Source organism: Streptomyces sp. NPDC093094, assembly GCF_044754345.1.
Classification (GTDB): domain Bacteria; phylum Actinomycetota; class Actinomycetes; order Streptomycetales; family Streptomycetaceae; genus Streptomyces.
Genome location: NZ_JBIVOX010000006.1, coordinates 245,639 through 261,196, shown reverse-complemented (window position 1 = coordinate 261,196; position 15,558 = coordinate 245,639). Strand labels below are relative to the sequence as shown.

General features: G+C 74.5%; 13 protein-coding genes. 7 read left to right on the top strand and 6 right to left on the bottom strand.

What is annotated here, in order from left to right; genetic code table 11:
- Positions 1 to 260: 260 nt before the first annotated feature.
- Positions 261 to 782, top strand: coding sequence for a GNAT family N-acetyltransferase (locus ACIQGV_RS14720; RefSeq protein ID WP_402494545.1), 522 nt, complete (start codon positions 261 to 263; stop codon positions 780 to 782).
- A gap of 37 nt (positions 783 to 819) precedes the next feature.
- Here the strand turns inward: ACIQGV_RS14720 and ACIQGV_RS14715 are convergent, their stop codons facing one another.
- The 5 genes from ACIQGV_RS14715 to ACIQGV_RS14695 form a co-directional block, all read right to left on the bottom strand.
- Complete coding sequence (locus ACIQGV_RS14715; RefSeq protein ID WP_402494988.1) at positions 820 to 2,721, bottom strand: glycoside hydrolase family 5 protein; 1,902 nt, start codon at positions 2,719 to 2,721, stop codon at positions 820 to 822.
- A gap of 490 nt (positions 2,722 to 3,211) precedes the next feature.
- Positions 3,212 to 4,492, bottom strand: coding sequence for a VWA-like domain-containing protein (locus ACIQGV_RS14710; protein ID WP_402494543.1), 1,281 nt, complete (start codon positions 4,490 to 4,492; stop codon positions 3,212 to 3,214).
- Positions 4,489 to 5,778, bottom strand: coding sequence for an AAA family ATPase (locus ACIQGV_RS14705; protein WP_402494541.1), 1,290 nt, complete (start codon positions 5,776 to 5,778; stop codon positions 4,489 to 4,491). Before ACIQGV_RS14705 ends, ACIQGV_RS14710 begins: the two co-directional genes overlap by 4 nt.
- 91 nt (positions 5,779 to 5,869) lie before the next feature.
- Positions 5,870 to 7,270, bottom strand: a complete 1,401-nt coding sequence (locus tag ACIQGV_RS14700; RefSeq protein ID WP_402494539.1) for a hypothetical protein — start codon at positions 7,268 to 7,270, stop codon at positions 5,870 to 5,872.
- A 466-nt stretch (positions 7,271 to 7,736) separates the two neighbouring features.
- Entirely contained in the window at positions 7,737 to 8,084 is a 348-nt protein-coding gene (locus ACIQGV_RS14695) for a DUF1330 domain-containing protein (protein ID WP_402494537.1), read from the bottom strand.
- 166 nt (positions 8,085 to 8,250) lie between these two features.
- On the opposite strand from ACIQGV_RS14695, the gene ACIQGV_RS14690 reads away from it, so the two are divergent.
- The 3 genes from ACIQGV_RS14690 (at position 8,251) to ACIQGV_RS14680 (ending at position 10,652) form a co-directional block, all read left to right on the top strand.
- On the top strand, positions 8,251 to 9,150 hold the full coding sequence (locus ACIQGV_RS14690; protein WP_402494535.1) for an aminoglycoside phosphotransferase family protein: 900 nt from the start codon (positions 8,251 to 8,253) through the stop codon (positions 9,148 to 9,150).
- A gap of 118 nt (positions 9,151 to 9,268) precedes the next feature.
- Positions 9,269 to 10,195 carry a phosphotransferase family protein gene (locus ACIQGV_RS14685; protein ID WP_402494533.1) on the top strand — a complete coding sequence of 309 codons (927 nt, stop codon included), beginning with the start codon at positions 9,269 to 9,271 and terminating at the stop codon, positions 10,193 to 10,195.
- A 49-nt stretch (positions 10,196 to 10,244) separates the two neighbouring features.
- Positions 10,245 to 10,652: a DUF4440 domain-containing protein gene (locus tag ACIQGV_RS14680; protein WP_402494531.1), complete on the top strand. Its 408-nt coding sequence runs from the start codon at positions 10,245 to 10,247 to the stop codon at positions 10,650 to 10,652.
- A 48-nt stretch (positions 10,653 to 10,700) separates the two neighbouring features.
- On the opposite strand, the gene ACIQGV_RS14675 is transcribed toward ACIQGV_RS14680, so the two are convergent.
- Positions 10,701 to 11,315: a hypothetical protein gene (locus ACIQGV_RS14675; RefSeq protein WP_402494529.1), complete on the bottom strand. Its 615-nt coding sequence runs from the start codon at positions 11,313 to 11,315 to the stop codon at positions 10,701 to 10,703.
- Between the two features lie 268 nt (positions 11,316 to 11,583).
- Between ACIQGV_RS14675 and ACIQGV_RS14670 the strand changes: the two genes are divergently transcribed.
- The 3 genes from ACIQGV_RS14670 to ACIQGV_RS14660 all read left to right on the top strand — a co-directional run bounded on the left by ACIQGV_RS14670 (position 11,584) and on the right by ACIQGV_RS14660 (position 15,407).
- Positions 11,584 to 13,635, top strand: a complete 2,052-nt coding sequence (locus ACIQGV_RS14670) for a discoidin domain-containing protein (RefSeq protein ID WP_402494527.1) — start codon at positions 11,584 to 11,586, stop codon at positions 13,633 to 13,635.
- Positions 13,636 to 13,692: 57 nt separating this feature from the next.
- Complete coding sequence (locus ACIQGV_RS14665) at positions 13,693 to 13,980, top strand: hypothetical protein (protein ID WP_402494525.1); 288 nt, start codon at positions 13,693 to 13,695, stop codon at positions 13,978 to 13,980.
- A gap of 116 nt (positions 13,981 to 14,096) precedes the next feature.
- Positions 14,097 to 15,407, top strand: coding sequence for a hypothetical protein (locus tag ACIQGV_RS14660; protein ID WP_402494523.1), 1,311 nt, complete (start codon positions 14,097 to 14,099; stop codon positions 15,405 to 15,407).
- Positions 15,408 to 15,558: the final 151 nt, after the last annotated feature.

The window sequence follows — 15,558 nt, the reverse complement described above, 5'->3', positions numbered from 1 at the left end:
GCGCCGCGAGCAGGTGCGAGGCAGGGCGCGGGCGCCGTGGGAGGTGAACAGCGGTCCGCCGGGCGTCGGCCCGGCGCAGCCGACGGCCGCCGCCGGGGCACCGGCCGGGGCCGGGGACCGACCTCCGCCGGATTCCGTGCCCGTCAGGCGCAGGGGGCGGAAGGACGACGTGCCGGTGGGTGTTGACCCCGCGGTGCCGGCCCGGGCGGGAATCAGGGGGCGGCCCGCCGGGCTCCGGGCCCTCCGGGGATCATGGACGTATGGACGACGACCCGATGGAGCCGGTACGGCTCGCCGCCTACACCCGGACCGACCAGACGGAGATCCTCGGCGACGGGGCCGACCCCTTCGGCGTCGCCGGCACGGGACTGACCTTTCTGCCCAAGGACGACCACTTCGGCATCAGGCTGGCCGGGCGTCTCGTGGCCCACGCCGGTCTGCTGCGGCTGTCCCTGACCGCCGGGGACACGGCCACGGAGGCGATGGGTGTCGGCGGGGTCGCCGTCGCGCCGGACGTCCGGGGCCGCGGCCTGGCCCGGCGGGTCGTCGCGGCCGCCCTGGACCACGCCCGGACCCAGGGCCCGCCGTTCGCGCTCCTCTTCTGCCGCGCCCCGCTCGTGCCCTTCTACCGGCACCTCGGCTGGCACCCGGTCGAGTCCCCCGTCCACGTCGAACAGCACGACGGCCCGGTGCTCATGCCGCTTTGCACGATGTGGACCCCGCTCCACGGCGCCCCCGGCCTGCCGCAGGGCCCCGTACGCCTGCATTCGTTCCCGATGTGAGCCTCTGCGTCCCCTCCGCCGGCGCGTGCGCGTCGGTTCATCGGGGTGCGCGGCAGTAGAGGGCGTCCGGGGTCCGGGAGGAGCCGATGCGGCCGGTGCAGGCGATGCCCGCCGCGTACTCGCCGTCCGCGCACTGGCCCTTGTAGTGGCCCTGGGCGAAGTCGCCGCCCTTCGCGGCCGCGCCGCGGTTGTCGCCCCGGTCGAACCAGACCGTGCGGCCGGGGCCGCCGGGCAGGGTGCCGGGCGGGGCGGGGACGCAGAGGGCGGAGGAGACGGCCGCGCCCCGGACGGCGTAGCCGACGAGGAACTGGCCGTCGGCGCACTGGAGTTTGGTGTAGCCCGAGGCCCAGTCCGCGCCCGGCCTCACATGGCGTTCGTCCTTGACCACCTCGTGCGCGCGGGCCGGGTCCCACCGCAGGCTCACGGCCGTGTCCGTGCACAGGCCCCGGTTGCCGGTGTGGGCGAGCCCGATCAGGCGCCGGCCGTCGGGGCAGGCGGCCTTGCGGGCGCCGGGGTCCCAGTCGCCCGCGTCCCGCACGCGGCGGGACCGGACGAAGTCGCCGTGGTCGGGACTGAGCATCGACCAGCGGGACACCGGTGCGACCGGCCCCGTGCGGCTCGGGGCGGACATCAGCCGGGTCCAGGCCGCGGCCCGCCAGTCGTCACCGTCGTACAGGCCCATACGGTGCCCCTGCGCGTCCCAGTGCAGCAGCGCCCAGCCGTTGCCGGTGCGTCCCTCGTGCCATCCGACCAGCGGCCAGTACGCGAAGTCCGCGTCCGTGCGGATGAGCTGGTCGACGAAGTTCTCGAACCAGGCGCGTGCCTTCTGTCCGGTCTCCTCACGTCCGCCGACGCCGAACTCGCTGATCCACAGCGGGGCGGTGTAGTGCCGGTCGGGTTCGGTGACGAAGAACGCCTGGCGGTTCAGCACGGCGATCAGGTCGGACGGGCTCAGGTCGCGGTAGCGCGGGTCGCTGGTCTCGCCCAGGCCGGTCGCACCGCTGTGGTTCGGGCCCGTGTAGTCGTAGAAGTGCGCCGAGTACACCAGCTTGTCCGAGGCCAGCAGCGTGTGCGAGAGCGTGCGGACCGGCTCCAGCGTCGGACGGCCGTGCGGCAGGCCGTCGACGGGGACACCGGTCCAGTTGATGCCCTCGACGACGATCAGCAGGTCCGGGTTCGCCTCGGTGAGGATGCGGTCGGCCACCCGCTGGGAGGCCGCGAACCAGTCGTGGTCGTCCCCCAGGCCCCAGTTGGGGTCGTCCCACACGCTTCGCCGCACCTCGTTGTAGAGGTCCGCGCCGACGACCCGGTCGTTGTCGCGGTAGCGGCGGGCCATGAACACCCAGTCGTTCTCCCACTCGGCGGTCGACCGGCTCGCGTTCCAGCGTTCGTTGCCGTCGACCCCGCAGCACCAACGCGTCGTGTTCGTGTGGTTGTTGAGGATCACCGCGAGTCCCGCCTCCGTGAGCTCGCGGACCACGACGTCGTACACCTGGAGCGGAGTGCTGCCGCGCAGCCCGGGGTTGGCGGCGACCGAGTCGTCGGTGACGGGCCGGGTGTCGTGGACCATCTCGTTGGAGAACGGCAGCCGGACGCTGTTGATCCCGAGCTCCTCGAAGCCCGCGACGATCTCGGCGACGGGCGCCCGGTCCAGCCCGAGCGGCATCCGGCCGGAGTTCTCACCCGCGTGGTGGCCGGAGTCCGCCTCCGGGTCCCCCGAGCCGTTCCATGTGCCGCTGGCGCCGTGCCAGTTGCCCGATCTCAGCCGGAAGCGGTTGCCGTCGGCGTCCACGATCCACCGTCCGCGCGTGCTGAGCGGGCCGGTCCAGTCCGCGGCCCCGGCGGTCGCGCGGGCGGGTTCGGCCGAGGCTTCGGGGGTGACCGTCAGGGCGCACAGCAGCGCGGCGGTCAGGATGCGGAACACCGACTTTTTTGTCATGGTCGCGCCATGATGGCGTACCGGGGCGGTGAAGACCATACGCGGACCGGACAGGCCCACGGGTTCCGGCGGCCCCGCGGCTTCGGCCGTCGGGCGCCCTCCGCGAAGCGGACCTCGCAGCGGCCCTGTTCGGCCGGCGGACGCTCCGGCGGCCGCCGCCCGGTGACGTACGCGGCGGGGCCGGCCGGGTGACGTATGCGGCGGAGCCGGGTGGTGTACGCGGCGGGGCCGGCCGGCTCCCGGCCCGGCACCCGCTGCGTCCCGCCGCCGGGCGGCCGTGGCCGCCGGCCCGCCGGCCGACGTCCCGGCGACGGCCGCCGCGATCGGCCGCCGCGATCGCCCGCCGCGTCGGCCACGCGGACGCGTTCGGGCCCGGCACCGCCTTCGAACGCGTCCACGGCGCGGGCCCGGGCGACCACCGGAGGGCGACGGGCCGAGGCGCCATGGCCTCGGACCGGGCGAGGCGGCCGGCCGCCGGGGTGCCGCCGGGTCAGCCCGGACCGCCGCCGATGCGGACCACCCGCGCCCAGGCCGGCGGCACGTCGGGCACGTGATCCGGGTCGTCCTCGTCCCAGGACCGCGACCGCCGGCCGCGCGGGAACAGGCCGACCACCGTGCGGCACGGCGGACGGGAGGCCGGCCAGGGCGTCTGGCCGTCCGTCAGGGCGACGACGACGTCCGGGCGCGGCAGCGCGGCGAGCGCCCTCGCGAAGCCCGTACGCAGATCGGTGCCCCCGCCGCCGACCAGCGGGATGTCCTCGGCCCGGCACAGCGGATGCACGACCCGGGCCGCCGCGTCGCAGGACAGCACCCTGACCAGATCGCGCCGCCCCCCGACGGCGCGGGAGATGGCGGCGATCTCCAGGAGCGCGCTGCCCAGCTCGGCGTCGCTGACCGAACCGGAGGTGTCCACGACGACCGCGACCCGCGGCGGCGTCCTGCGCAGGCTCGGCAGGACCACACCGGGCAGCCCCGACGACCGCCGCGACGGCCGGCCCCAGCTGTAGTCCCCGCCGGCGCCGGGCCCGGAGGCCGCCGAGCGGACGGCCGCGCCCAGCAGCTCCCGCCACGGCTGCGGCGGATGGAACACCTCCTCCGCCCATCGCCGCCACCCTTTCGGGGTGTCGCCCGGGCGGCCGGTGATGCCCTGCGCGACCCGGAACCGGACGGCGTCCTGCTCCTGTTCGCCGAGTCCCCGGGCGCCGTCCGGGCCCAGGTCCCAGTCCCGGTCGAGGCCGTCCGCGCCGCTGCCGCAGTCCAGCCAGGCCAGGTACTGCGTCAGCGGTCCCAGCCGGATCTTCGGCAGGTACTCCTCCATCAGCAGTCCGCCCTCCAGCCCCAGCGACTCGGGCAGCACCGCCCCCTCGGGCCGCAGAAGACCGTCCCCGAACACGTCGTCGTTGATCTCGCAGTCCGCGGCGAGGTTCATCCGCAGCCGCTCGGCCGGCCCGGTCAGCCCCTGTGCGCGCGCGAGCCGTTCGCTGCGGTCGTGATGGCCGCGCAGCAGGTGCGACACCTCGTGCACCCACACCCCGGCCAGCTCCTCCACCGGCATCCGGTCCACGAAGCCGGGCGAGACGTAGCACCGCCAGTGCCGGTCGACGGCCATCGTCGGCACCCGGCGCGACTCCACGACGTGCAGCGCGAACAGCGCGGTCGCGAGATAGGGCCGGACCCGGGCGGCCTGGAGCCGGGCGGCGTAGAGCTTCCCGAGGTCGAGCGTCCCAGGGGCCCCTCCGCGGTCCACGGACGTGTCCGTCCCCGCGCTCATCGGGTGTTCCGGCCGGCGGCCGCGGCCCCGTCGGACAACCGCGTCGCGGCCCGGCCGGCCGCCTCGCTCGCCCTGCGCGACAACGACACGACCCCGGTGAGGCGTTCGACGGCCTCGGGCACGTCCCAGTCCTCACGGCGCAGCGCGGCGAGCGCGGTCGCCGGCGCGACGACCAGGTCCGGCGCCCCGGTCTCCGTCGCGCGCACCAGCAGCGCCCAGGCGGCGTCCCAACGGCTCCGCTCCGGACGGGCGTTGACCGCCGCGACCACCGCGTCGAGGCTGGCCTGGCGCAGGTCCCCGCGCTCGGGCAGCTCGGCCCGCGCCGGGTCCGCCAGAAGCACCTCGGGGTCGGGCAGGTCCATGCGGTCGATCGCGGCCAGCAGTTCGAGCCCGGGGCCGTCCCCGACGGTTCCCCGGACCAGCAGCGACAGCACCTCCCGGGAGGAGCCGGCGGCGGTCGCGAACGCGATCAGGGACAGCGTCATGTCCCAGCTGCGCGGCGAGGGCCACGCCCCGCCCCGGCGTGCCTCACCGCTCGGCAGCCGGTGGACGAGGGCGGGGCGTGCCCGGAGGAACCCGCAGACCGCGCGGCGCGCGAAGGCCACGGCCTCGGGCAGCCCGGCCGGGTCCAGGAGCGGCAGCGTCGCCCGGGGCCAGGTCCCGCCGAGTCCGCGTACGACGACCTCGTGGTCGTGGGTCCACCGGAGATGCACGAAGCGGTTGGCCAGGGGCGGGCTCAGCTCCCAGCCGTCGGCGGCCGAGGAACGCGGATTGGCCGCGGCCACGATCCGTACGCCGGGCGGCAGCCGCAGGGCGCCGATCCGCCGCTCCAGCACGAGCCTCAGCAGCGCGGCCTGCACCGCGGGCGGCGCGGTGGACAGCTCGTCCAGGAACAGCAGGCCCCGTCCGGCCCGCACCAGGCGCACGGCCCAGTCCGGCGGCGCCATCGGCACGCCCTGCTCGGCGGGGTCGTCGCCGACGACGGGCAGCCCGGAGAAGTCGGACGGTTCGTGCACGCTGGCGATCACCGTGGTCAGCGGCAGCTCCAGGGCCTCCGCCAGCTGGGTCAGGGCCGCGGTCTTGCCGATCCCGGGCTCGCCCCACAGCAGCACCGGCAGGTCCGCGGCCACGGCCAGCGTGAGCGCCTCCAGCTGGTTGTCGGGGCGCGGCTCGGTCGTGGAGTCGCGCAGCAGGGCCAGCAGGTCACCGGCGACATCGAGCCGGGACGGCGAAGGCCGGGACGGCGAAGGCCGGGACAGGGACGGCAGGGACAGGGAAGAAGGCATGCGTCATCACCTGGTGAAGTGGTCGAAGGGAGAAAGAAGAGAAGAGGGGGGAGAGGAGGGAGGGGGCCGGAGTCCCGGCCCGGCGCGGGGCTCAGCGTCCGGTCGTGTGGCGCGGATGCGACCGGTGTCCGCGGGGGCGGGGCGGGCCCGGGCGCAGGGGGCGCGGTCCCGGTCCGGACAGGCCGGCCCTGAACAGTCCGTAGGCGATGCGCCGGCCGGCCGCCGCCTCCAGTTCGTCCAGGAGCGGGCCGCCGCGCAGCACGGCCTCGGGCCCGAGGAGCCCTTCCACGACGGCCAGGGCACCCGCGATGTCGCCGTGGACGAGGCGTTCGCGCACGCCGGTGAGACAGTCGGGGCGGCGGTGTGCCTCGTCGATGGCCCGCAGACAGGGGAGCGGGGTGCCGGAGAGCGCGGCGAGCAGTTCCTCGCGGCGGACCTCGCCGGGGTCGTGGTCGAGCGCGGTCAGCACCCCGTCGACCAGGCCGATCCGGTGCCGTTCCCCCCGGCACTCCACCGGGCGCGGTTCCCCGGCCGCGGCGGCGGTCCGGGGCGGGCCCGGCGGGTGCCCCGGGGCCAGCGCGGCGGCGACCAGCGGATGCAGCAGACCGGGCTCGACGAGTCCGGCCCGCAGCAGTTCCAGGTCGGGCGGCACCCAGGTCGCCGCGTCGGGCAGGACGGGCAGCGCCGACACCCGGCCGTCGTCCGGGGCGGGCATGATGCGCACGGCCTCCGGCCCGGTGCCGTCGCCGACCGGACCGAGCAGCACCCGCTGCCGGGCGCCGAGTCGTACGGCCACGGTGCCGGCGGGCCGGCGGTCGACGCGCAGCAGGCGGGCGGCCTCCGCCGCCCACCGGTCGACGGCACGGTGCCCGGTGTCCGGTCCGGTGTCCGCCATGGCCTCGGGCAGTGGTGGAGCCGCGCCGTCGCCGGTGGCCGGCAGGTCGGCTCCGGACCGGGTCCGCAGTTCCGCGGACCTGCGGGCGTCCCACAGATGGCGGTGCAGATCGAGCCGGAAGCGTCTGCTGGGCCGGGCCCGTGGATGGCTGCCCGCGCCTGCGTCGGGATCGGCCGCGTCCCACAGGCCGAGGCTGATCCGCTGTCCGGCGTCGGACCGGGCCGGCGGGGTGCGGACCACGAGATGCAGCGGGCTCGCGCCGTCCCGCCCGGCGGCCTCGTACCGGGCGAGGGAGACGGTCAGGGCGGGGCGCAGCAGTCCGTCCGGCGCGATCCGCGGCAGATGCCATCGGAGCAGGTCGGGTGCCAGATGCCGGAGGTCCGCCCGGAGCCGGGCCGCGAGTTCACGGCCGTGGGCGCGTGCCACGTCACGCAGTCCGAGGTCGACGTCGACACGGGCGGCGGCACATGCCCCCGCCCAGTCACCGGCGCCGCGGCGGGCGGTCGCGGTCTCGATCATCGACGGGGGGACGGCGTACTCGCGCACGCGCAACCAGAAGGAAAGCCGGGGATCGCCGTTCGCGATGTGAGTACCCATCAGCACTCACCTTGCGCGGACGGTTCCCCCGATCTGTGAGGAGAGTGAGTCGTCATCGCGGCGATCGTAGCCCCGCCCGGGCGGGCTGTCAGGTGATTTGACCGCGGCCCGGCGGACGCCGCCGTCGGGTCGGCGGGGGCTGCTTCTGCCGTCGGCCCGGGGGACGCCGCTTCTGCTGTCGGCCGGCGTGGGCTGCTTCTGAAGTCGGTTCGGCGGCGGTGCTTTTGTTGTCGGCCGGCGTGGGCTGCTTCTGCCGTCGGGCCGGCGGCGCCGCTTCTGCCGTCGCCGGTGGGCGCTGCTTCCGCCGCCCCCGGTGGGCGTCGCCCCGGCGGACGCCGTATCGGGCCGGCGGACTCGTCCCTGCTCCCGCGGGTGCCGCTCCGGCGGGTGCCGCTCCCGTGGGTGCCGCTCCGGCCGGTGCCGCTCCCGCCCCGGCCGGTGCCCCGTCGCTCCCCGCAGGCGTCCGTCATCCGGTCGGCAGGGACTCCCGTACCGCGTCCGCCGTGACGCCCGGGTCGTACCCCTCCGGCACGCCGGGCACCAGGACGATGTCACCGGTGATGTGCCGGGTCCGCAGCGGGGCGATCTCCTGGTACGCGGGGGAGTCCCACCAGGCCCGGGCCCGGTCGGTGTCGGGGAAGCCGATCACCACGACCGCTCCGGGCCAGTCGCCCTCCAGCACCTCGTGCCCGGTGCCGTGCACCAGGAAGCGGCCGCCGTACGGCGTGAAGGTGGCGGTGATGCGGTCGATGTACTCGGCGACCTCCGCGTGCGGAGTGATCTCGCGCAGATGAGCTATGGCGTAGGCGGTCACGGCTGTTCCCTCCGTGTGGTCGGGCGGCGCCGCCCCGGTCGTCGGGCGGCGGGTACGCCGACGATCCTGGCGGTCCCGCCGGCGGGGCGCGATTACCCGAGAGGTAAGGGGCCGCCGGGCAAAAGGAATTGACCGTCCGAGGGGCTCGTGGATCGGATGGTGTCCCATGAGCTCAGGACAGACGCATCCCGGCCGGCCGCACGTCGACGACGATCTCGTCCGCAGGCTGGTGGCCGGGCGCTTTCCCCGGTGGGCCGGCCTGCCGGTCCGGCGGATCGGCTCCGGCGGCACGGTCAACGCCATGTACCGCCTCGGCGACGACATGGTCGTACGGCTCCCGCTGGTCGAGGGCGGGGTCCCCGACGTGGCGACGGAGCAGGAGTGGCTGCCGCGTCTGGCGCGGCGGCTGCCCGTGCCCGTGCCCGAGGTGCTCGGCGCCGGGCAGCCCGCCGAGGGCTACCCGTGGCCGTGGTCGGTGTACCGCTGGCTGGAGGGGGAGCACCCGGAGGCGGGCGCCCTGGCCGCACCCGCCGCTCTGGCGAAGGATCTGGCGGAGTTCGTCGTCGCGATGCGCGCCGTCGGCCTGCCCGGGGCGCCCCGGGCGTATCGCGGGGGGCCGCTCGCCCTCCAGGACGCGGATACCCGCTCCGCCGTCGCGCTCCTGCGCGGGATCCCGCAGGAGGGCATCGACTGCGACGCCGTGACCGCCGTGTGGGAGGAGGCCCTGAGCGCTCCCGGCCGGGAGGTGCGGCCGGTGTGGCTGCACGCCGACCTGATGCCGGGCAACCTGCTCGTCACCGGCGGCAGGCTCACCTCCGTGATCGACTTCGGCTGCGCGGGCGTCGGGGACCCGGCCTGCGATCTGTTCCCGGCCTGGAACCTGCTGCCGTCCGGCGCACGGCAGGTCTTCCGCGACGCGCTCGGCGTGGACGACGCCACCTGGCTGCGCGGCCGCGCCCGCACCCTGTCCCAGGCGCTGATCGCCCTGCCGTACCACCGCGGCACCAACCCGGCGATGGCGGGCAACGCCCGGCATGTGATCCGGGCGGTGCTGGAGGAGACGTGAACCCGGTGACATGAACCCGGTGACGTGAACCCGGTCCGGACCCGGCCGGCCCCCGCCCGGGCGCGTACCGCGCGAAAACCCTTTGCCCGCCGTCGGCCCGGGCCCTACGGTCGCGATCATGCTGCCTCTCGTCGAGACCGACGAACAGTGGGACGCGGTCGTCCCCGACGAAACGCTGATGCGGCCCGGGGCCGAGGACCTGTGCGCGCGCCTCGGCCTGGCCGGAGCACCGCTCACCCGCTTCGCCGCGGGGTCGCAGCCGGTGTACGCCGTGGGCGACGAGCTCGTCCTCAAGCTGTTCCCGGCGGCCGCGGCCGAGGACGGCCTCGCCGAGGCCAGGGTGCTCGGCCACCTCCAGGGCAGACTGCCGGTCCCGACGCCCAGGGTGCGCGACTTCGGCACGTACGAGAACGGCTGGCGGTACGTCCTGATGTCACGGCTGCACGGCGAGAACCCGGCCGGCGTCTGGCGGAAGCTTCCCCGGGACCGGCGCGAGCGCCTCGTCACCGAGGTGGGCGAGGCCCTCGCCGTGCTGCACTCCCTCGACCCGGCCCCGCTCGCGGACGTCCTCGGCCCCGGCGACTGGGGCGGCTTCGTGGACCGCCGGGCCGCCGAAGCGGTCGGGCAGCAGCGCGGCCACGAACTGCCCGAGGCGTGGCTGGAGCAGATCCCCGGCTTCCTCGCCTCGGTCCCGCTGCCGCGCGACCCGCGTCCCTCGCTGCTGCACACCGAGGTGATGTGGCAGCACTTCCTGGCCGACCTGTCGGACGAGCCGCGCCTGACCGGCTTCTTCGACTTCGAGCCGGCCATGATCGGCCATCGTGCCTACGACTTCGTCGGGGTCGGCCTGTTCGTCACCCGCGGCGACCCGGCCCTGCTGGCCCGGCTCGGCAGGGCGTACGGGCACAGCTTCGAGCCCGCCGTGCTGATGGCGTACACACTGCTGCACGTGTACAGCAATCTCCCCTGGTACATCAGGGAGTTGGGCGTCCCCGCCGAGGAGTCCCTCCCGGCGCTGGCGCAGGCGTGGTTCGGCACGGTGTGAGGACAGGACGGCGGGACGACGGGGCGGGGCTGTGACAGCCCTCGACCCCATGACGTCGACCCACACCGGCAGCGACACCGGAACCGACACCGGCAGCGACGACCCGCAGGTCGCCGAGGCGACGGCGGCCGAGTACGAGACGCTGTCGCCCGCGTGCCGTGCGGACGCCGACCGGCTCAGGAGCTTCCTCGCCCCCGACTTCCACGAGTTCGGGGCCTCCGGCGGGGAGATCTTCTTCGAGGGGACCGCGGAGCGCGTCGCCGCCTCCACGGATCCGGAGGGCGAACCCATCGGGGTGGAGCGCATGCGGGGCGTGCGGCTGGCCGACGGGCTGGTGATGCTCAAGTACACGGCCGACATCGAGGGCCGCCGGTCGCACCGCACGTCCCTGTGGCGCCGGGTGGCCCCGGGGCGCTGGCAGATGTTCCACAACCAGGGCACACCCGCCCGCGCCTGACGACGGGGCCGCTCCGGCCCCCGGCGGAGCCTGTCCGCCGGAGACCGTTCACCAGAGCTTGTTCACCGCCGTCCTGGTGGTGCGCTTGAAGTCCGCGACCTGGGCGTGCCGGAAGGTGCCCATCTGCGCCCACTTCACGAACGTCACCGTCCGCCCGTCCCGGCCGACCGAGAGCAGCGCGATGTCGGAGGCACCCCAGCCGGACGCGGTGTGCAGGCCGTAGACGTGGGCGCCTTCCTCGACGTCCAGCCTGCCGTAGTACCGGCCGGCCGCCGTCATGTCGGGGTCCTGCTTCTCCAGCGCGGCCGCACAGCCGCTGATCTTTTTGCGCAGCAGCGCGGCGAGGTCCTTGGCCCGCTGGACGTCGCGCGCCACGACGGTGACCTGGAGTGCGTTGGTGTCGTACTCGGTCCAGTACGCGCGGTGGGAGGAGACCGACGGCAGCGACTCGCCGACGCAGACCGGCAGCGGGTCCGGCTGCCCGGCGGTCACCCGGCCCGCGTACCAGGGCGAGGTGGGGTGCGGCGGCAGCTCGGCCGGCTTGAGGTACTTCGGTCCGCCGGTCGCGGCGGTCGCGGCGGGCGCGGTCAGGCCGACGGCGACAGCGGTGCCGGTCGCCGCCGCCGCGAGAGCCAGTCGGGCGGTTCGGGTACGGAGGGTCATGGTTTCCCCTGGGGTCGGACGGGTGCGGGGCTGGGTGCCACCGCACCGACTGTGCCCTGTACGACATGCCGCGGACGTCCACCGTTGCCCCGCGTCTCGACACAAAGCGGTCTCATTCGTCACGGAACGGCTACATCCGCACACTCCCCGTGCTCATGGCGGGTGCGGCACGGCCCTTGACTCCTTGAGCGCGCCTGGCGATCCTCGTCGGTAACTTTCGCCGGGCATGACAAATTCACGTGCCCGATCGACCGAGGGACGTGGGTAGATGGCCATGGCTCGACGCCCGTACTCCGTCGTCGTCACACTGCTGCTCCTCATGGCGGCCATGGCCCTCGGGCCGGCGCCGAGTTCCGCCGCCGGGGCCGACGACTGGTGGAACCCGACCGCCCGGCCCGCCCCCGACTCGCAGATCGGCGTCACCGGTGAGCCGTTCAAGGGCACCGACGCCCAGGGCAGGGTGCGCGGATTCGTCGACGCCCACGACCACATCTTCTCCAACGAGGCGTTCGGCGGACGTCTGCTGTGCGGCAAGCCGTTCTCCGAGGCCGGTGCCGCGGACGCCCTGAAGGACTGTCCCGAGCACTACCCCGACGGCACCCTGGCCGTCTTCGACTTCATCACCAAGGGCGGCGACGGCCGGCACGACCCCGTCGGCTGGCCGACCTTCGAGGACTGGCCCGCCCACGACTCGCTCACCCACCAGCAGAACTACTACGCCTGGATCGAGCGGGCCTGGCGCGGCGGCCAGCGCGTGCTCGTCAACGACCTCGTCACCAACGGCGTGATCTGCTCGGTCTACTTCTTCAAGGACCGCTCCTGCGACGAGATGACGTCGATCCGGCTCCAGGCGAAACTGACCTACGACCTCCAGGCGCACATCGACAAGATGTACGGAGGCACCGGAAAGGGCTGGTTCCGGGTCGTCACCGACAGCGCGCAGGCCCGCGAGGTGATCCGGCAGGGCAAACTCGCCGTCGTGCTCGGCGTGGAGACCTCCGAGCCGTTCGGCTGCAAGATGATCCTGGACATCGCGCAGTGCAGCAGGGAGGACATCGACAAGGGCCTGGACGAGCTGTACGCGCTGGGCGTGCGCAGCATGTTCCTGTGCCACAAGTTCGACAACGCGCTGTGCGGCGTCCGCTTCGACTCCGGCACCCTCGGAACGGCCATCAACGTCGGCCAGTTCCTGTCGACCGGCACCTTCTGGCGGACGGAGAAGTGCACCGGCCCCCAGCACGACAACCCCATCGGTTCGGCGTCCGCCGCCGGCGCCGAGAGCAGGCTCCCCGCGGGTGTCTCGGTGCCCTCCTACGCCGGCGACGCCCAGTGCAACGTCCGCGGCCTGACCGACCTCGGTGAGTACGCCGTCCGCGGCATGATGAAACGCAAGATGATGCTCGAGGTCGACCACATGAGCGTCAAGGCCACCGGCCGGGTGCTCGACCTCTTCGAGGCCGAGTCCTACCCGGGCGTGATCTCCTCGCACAGCTGGATGGACAGCGACTGGACCGAGCGGGTCTACGCCCTCGGCGGTTTCGTCGCCCAGTACATGCACGGCTCCGAGGGCTTCACCGCCGAGGCGCGGCGCACGGACGCGCTGCGTGACAAGTACGGCGTCGGCTACGGCTTCGGCACCGACATGAACGGCGTCGGCGGCTGGCCCGGCCCGCGCGGCGCCGGCACCTCCAACCCCGTCACGTACCCCTTCCGCAGCGTCGACGGCGGCTCGGTCCTCGACCGGCAGACCACCGGACAGCGCACCTGGGACCTCAACACCGACGGGGCCGCCCACTACGGCCTCGTCCCCGACTGGATCGAGGACATCCGGCGGGTCGGCGGACAGGACGTCGTCGACGACCTCTTCCGCGGCGCCGAGTCCTACCTCGGCACCTGGGGCGCCTCCGAGCGGCACCGGGCGGCGGTGAACCTCGCCGCGGGAGCCCCGGCCTCGGCCAGTTCCACCGAGTGGAACCCGTTCACCAGCTACGCGGCCGGCCGCGCCGTGGACGGCTCCCGCTCCACCCGCTGGGCGAGCGGCTGGAGTGACGGCCAGTGGCTGCGGATCGACCTCGGCTCGACCCACCGGGTAGGCCGCGTCACCCTCGACTGGGAGCGCGCGTACGGCCGTTCGTACCGGATCGAGCTCTCCGCCGACGGCACGGACTGGCGGACCGTCTGGTCCACCACCACCGGCGACGGCGGCCTCGACACGGCCGACTTCCCGGGCACACCCGCCCGCCACGTCCGCGTCCAGGGTCTCGGCAGGGGAACGGACTGGGGCTATTCGCTGTACGAGGTGACGGTCCACAGCGGCTGACGAGGCATCATCCGCACCGGGCGCGGCGGCCGTCGCCGCTCTGCGAGACCGACCGGCATGGACGTCCGGTCCGCCCGCCCGGTGCGGCAGCCGCCGGAACCCCTGCACGCGGTCATCTGCTTCGCGCCAAAGAGCCGTGAGGCCGGCCACGCGGTGGGCCTGCGGGGTTTCCGGACGGGCTGCTTCGCCCAGCGGCCGCCCCCGAGCGGGGCCGGCCCGGCCCGCCGTCCCCTTGCCGGCGCACCCCCGGTGCCGGTCCTGCCCGCCCGGCGCGAGGGCCCCGGGCACCCGGCCGTCCCGGACCTGTCCGCGCTCGTCCGGGAGGCCGTCGCGACCGGCGCGTGAGCCCCGTCGTGCGGGCCGTTCGCCTGTCCGGACCGCGATGGCGAAGGAGGCCCGACCGACGTAGCGTGAGAAACGGGGATCAGGGGGTTCTCGCCGCTCGGAAGGGGTGTCGCGAGATGCCTGAATCAGGCGTGTGCACCGTCCTGCGCAGCAGCCTCCAGGAGATGACGGAGGAACTGGACCACGTCATCGCCCAGTTGCTGGAGGACCCCTCCGACGTGGGTCTGAAGGAACGGGTGATGTCCCTCCGGAGCGGCATCGACGACACCAGGGCCCGGATGGACGAGGCCGGGTGCGACGGCGTGCAGCCGCCCCCGGCCCCGGGCCCTGCGCTGGCGGACTTCGGGCACGGAGGCATCGAGGTCCTGGGACGCAGGGCGCTGGGGCCGCGCCCGCTGGTCGTCGTCCAGTTGGAGTGGGACGAGGACGGCACGGACGGCTTCCCGAGCATCTCCTCCGTCCATCCGCTCGACTACTACGAGAAGTTGGCCTTCGGGCATCCTGCGCCGCCCTTCACCACCGACCCGGTCAACCCGGCCAGCCTCACCGAGTACGTCCAGGAATGCTCGGCCGGGCGGTTCTGGTTCACCCGCGCCGGTCTGCTGGGGCCCGCGCGGATGGGGCTGTTCGGCAACCCGAGCGAGGCGGAACACGTGGCCAAGGTGGCCGCCCGGATGGCCGGTCTCTTCCCCGCGCTGCTCCATTCCATGGACGTGGACGCGAGTTCGGTGGTCACGGCCGACGAACTCGTCGTCCTCGTCGTGGAGAACCACCGCAACCGCTTCCCCGCCAACCGCGGCACGCAGTCGGTTCCCGTCACCGTCGGGCAGGTCACCAAGACCATGGACCTGAGGCTCGCGTTCGCGGGGCCGTTCACGCCCTTCTACCAGATCGGGCACGAGGTGGCGCACTCCGTCGGTGCCCTCGACATGTACAACCCGGGCTCCATGAACTACCTGCTCACGCTGATGGGCGGCTATTCCTTCACCGGCAACGACCAGGGCACGGTCCATCTGGACGCCTGGCACAAGATGGCCTTCGGCTGGTGCGAGCCGCGCCGGGTGCAGCTCACGGAGCACGGCTCCGCGTCCGTCGTGGAGATCTCCGCCGAGCGTCCCGACGGCGCCGTGATCCTCTGGCATCCCGGCCGCGGCGCCACGGAGTACTTCCTCGTCGAACGCCGCAACAGGGCGGGCGGCCGCAAGTACGACGTCGACTTCCCCGGCGACGGTGTCCTGGTCTGGCACATCGACCCCTCCCGGCCGCCCATGAACCGGGGTGCCCCCGACCTCGTCCCGGGCTCCACCGGCATCTGGACGCCGGGCACGCGCACCCCGCCACTGACCTGGACGGACGGCACCCCCGCCCTGGAGGGCCTCGCCTTCACCGCAGGAACGGAACCCGGCGCGATCCGTCTCGACTGGTGAGGTCCCCCGCCCGCCCGCGGAGACGAGGCCGTTCCCCTTCCCGCGGGAGCCCGGGCCGCGGGAACCGCCCGATGACGGAGACGAACGCGGACGCGTGCCGGGTCCGGCACGCGCCGGAGACGGGCCTCCCGCCCCGGCCGGGACAAAGGTG